Below are 3,065 nucleotides of genomic sequence, written 5' to 3'. Positions count from 1 at the left end.
GGTGCTGCGGACCGACACCTCGGGCGACCCGACGTTCCGCGAGCTGCTGGCCCGGGTCCGTGACACCGACCTGGAGGCGTTCGCCCACCAGGACCTCCCCTTCGAACGGCTCGTCGAAGAGCTCAACCCCGTCCGCTCCCTCGCCCGGCACCCCCTCTTCCAGGTGATGCTCGTACAGAAGGACGCGGGCGGCCCCGGCGGCCGCGCGGCCTCCTGGCCTGGGCTGGAAGCCGAAACGCTGCCCATCGGCACCGGATCGGCGAAGTTCGACCTGACGGTGGGGATCGAGGAGCGGTACGACTCCCAGGCCCGCCCCGCCGGGCTGGTCTGGACGCTCGGCTACGCCTCCGACCTCTACGACCACGCCACCGTCGAACTGCTCGCCCGGCGGCTGTCGGTCCTGCTCACCGCGCTCGCCCACGACCCCGACCAGGCCCTCGGCGCCGTCGACCTCCTCACCGACGAGGAGCGGCGCCGGCTGCTCCCCGCACCGGGCGCGGGGCGGCCCGCCGCGACGCCCGGCCGCGTCGACCGGATCTTCGAGGCGCAGGCGGCCCGTACGCCCGAGGCGACCGCCCTCCTCTACGGGGACGAACACGTCACATACGGCGCTCTCGACGCACAGGCCACCCGTCTCACCCGCCGCCTCCACGCCTGCGGTGTGCGGGCCGGGGACATCGTCGCCGTACACCTGGAGCGCGGGCCCGATCTGGTCCGTGCCCTGCTCGCCGTACTCAAGGCCGGAGCGGCCTACACGCTGCTCGACCCGGACTTCCCCGGCGAGCGCCTCTCCGCCGTGCTCGCCCGCACCCGGGCCGCCGCCGTCGTCACGGCCCCGGACGTGCCCGGCTGGCTCGCGGCCACCGGCGTCCCGCCGGTCCACCCCGCCGCCTCCGCCTCCGACGCCCGTACCGACGGCGAACCCCTCGTCCGCAACGGTCCCGACACCGCCGAGGCGCCCGCCTGCGTCATGTTCACCTCCGGCTCCACCGGCCTTCCCAAAGGCGTCGTGGTCCCGCACCGGGCGCTCACCGCCACCCTCACCGGCCAGGAGTACGCCCCCTTCGGCGCCGGCGAGACCTGGCTGCAGAGCGCGCCCATGTCGTGGGACGCCTTCGCCACGGAACTCCTCGGCCCCCTGCTGAACGGGGGCCGTGTGGTGCTCCAGCCGGGGCAGCGCCCCGACCCGGCCACCATGGCCGAGCTGGTCACCCGGCACGGCGTCACCGTCCTCAAGGCGTCGGCGAGCCTCTTCAACCATCTGCTCGACGAGCACCCCGAGGCGTTCGGGGGCCTCAACGCAGCCATGACCGGAGGCGAGGCCGCCTCCGTCACCCACGCCGCCCAGGTCCTCGAACGCTTCCCGCGGGTCCGCGTCACCAACGGCTACGGCCCCGCCGAGAGCATGGGCTTCACCACCACCCACACCGTGACCGCCGCCGATCTCACCGGATCGCCCATCCCGATCGGCACTCCCGTCCACGGCAAACAGGCCTTCGTCCTCGACGACCGGCTCCGGCCGGTGCCGCCGGGCGTGCCGGGGGAGCTGTACCTGTCAGGCGCCGGGCTCGCGCTCGGCTATCTGCACCATCCCGCGGCCACCGCGGAGCGCTTCGTCGCGCACCCGTACGGCGCACCCGGGGAGCGGGTCTACCGCACCGGCGACCTCGCACGCCGCCGGGCCGACGGCGTTTTCGAATACCTCGGCCGTGCCGACGACCAGGTCAAGGTTCGCGGGTTCCGGATCGAGCCCGCCGAGATCGAGGCCCACCTCACCGCACACCCCGACGTCCGTCAGGCCGCCGTCGTGGTCCGGGAGGACCGCCCCGGCGACAGGCGGCTGGTCGCGTACGTCGTCCCCGCCCGCCCCGGCACGACCCCGGCCGGCCTGCGCGCCCACACAGCCGCACGCGTCCCCGACCACATGGTCCCGTCCACGATCGTCACCCTGGACGCCCTGCCGCTCACCCCCAACGGCAAGCTCGACCGCCGCGGCCTCCCCGCCCCCGGGTTCACGCCCTCACCCGTCGGCCGCGCCCCGCGCACCCCGCGCGAGGAGATCCTGTGCGGGCTGTTCGCCGAGATCCTCGGCGTCGGCACGGTCGCCGCCGACGACGGCTTCTTCGACCTCGGCGGCCACTCGCTGCTCGCCGCCCGGCTGATCACCCGGGTCCGGGCCGCACTCGGTGTGGAGATGACCGTCCGCGACCTGTTCCAGGCTCCGACCCCCGCAGGTCTCGCCGCCGGGCTCGACACCGCCGCCCGGGCCCGGCCCGCCCTGCGCCCGGTGCCCCGCCCCGAGGCGCCACCGCTCTCCTACGCCCAGCAGCGCCTCTGGTTCTTCAGTCGGGTGGAGAGCGGCAGCCCCCTCTACAACGTGCCGTTCGCGCTCCGTCTGCGCGGCACCCTGGACCGCCGGGCGCTGCACGAGGCGCTCGCCGACGCGGTCCGCCGTCACGAGGCGCTGCGCACCCGCTTCCCGGAGTCCGGGGACGGCCCCTGGCAGGACATCCTCCCGGCCGAACAGGCGCACGTTTCCTGGGAGTTCGTGACCACGGACTCGGAGCGGCTGGCCGCCGGCCTGAGCGACACCGCCCGCCGCCCCTTCGACCTGACCACCGACCTCCCCGTACGGGCGACCCTGTTCACGATCGCCGACGACGACCACGTACTCCTTCTCGTCCTGCATCACATCATCTGCGACGGCTGGTCGATCGGGGCCCTGGCCCGCGAGCTCGCCGACGGCTACACGGCCCGCGCCACCGGCCGGCCACCGTCCCAGCAGCCCCTTCCGGTGCAGTACGCGGACTTCACGCTGTGGCAGCAGGAGGTGCTGGGTGGTGTGGAGGATGCGGGGAGTGTGGCGTCGCGTCAGCTGGAGCATTGGCGGCGGGTTCTGGCGGATCTGCCGGAGGAGCTGGTGCTGCCGGCCGACCGTGCTCGTCCGGCGGTTCCGAGTCATCGGGGTGACGCGGTTCCGCTGGTGCTGGGGGCGGAGGTGCACGGCCGGGTGGTGGAGCTGGCCCGGTCGTCGGGTGCGACGGTGTTCATGGTGTGCCAGGCGG

General features: G+C 74.5%; 1 protein-coding gene. It reads left to right on the top strand.

What is annotated here, in order from left to right:
• The coding region (locus tag PUR26_RS00835; protein WP_329868213.1) for an amino acid adenylation domain-containing protein at window positions 1-3,065 on the top strand (3,065 nt) is incomplete at both ends.

It is taken from the genome of Streptomyces sp. SP18CS02, from assembly GCF_036322365.1.
Lineage (GTDB): Bacteria > Actinomycetota > Actinomycetes > Streptomycetales > Streptomycetaceae > Streptomyces.
This window is presented reverse-complemented; position numbering and strand designations above follow the sequence as displayed.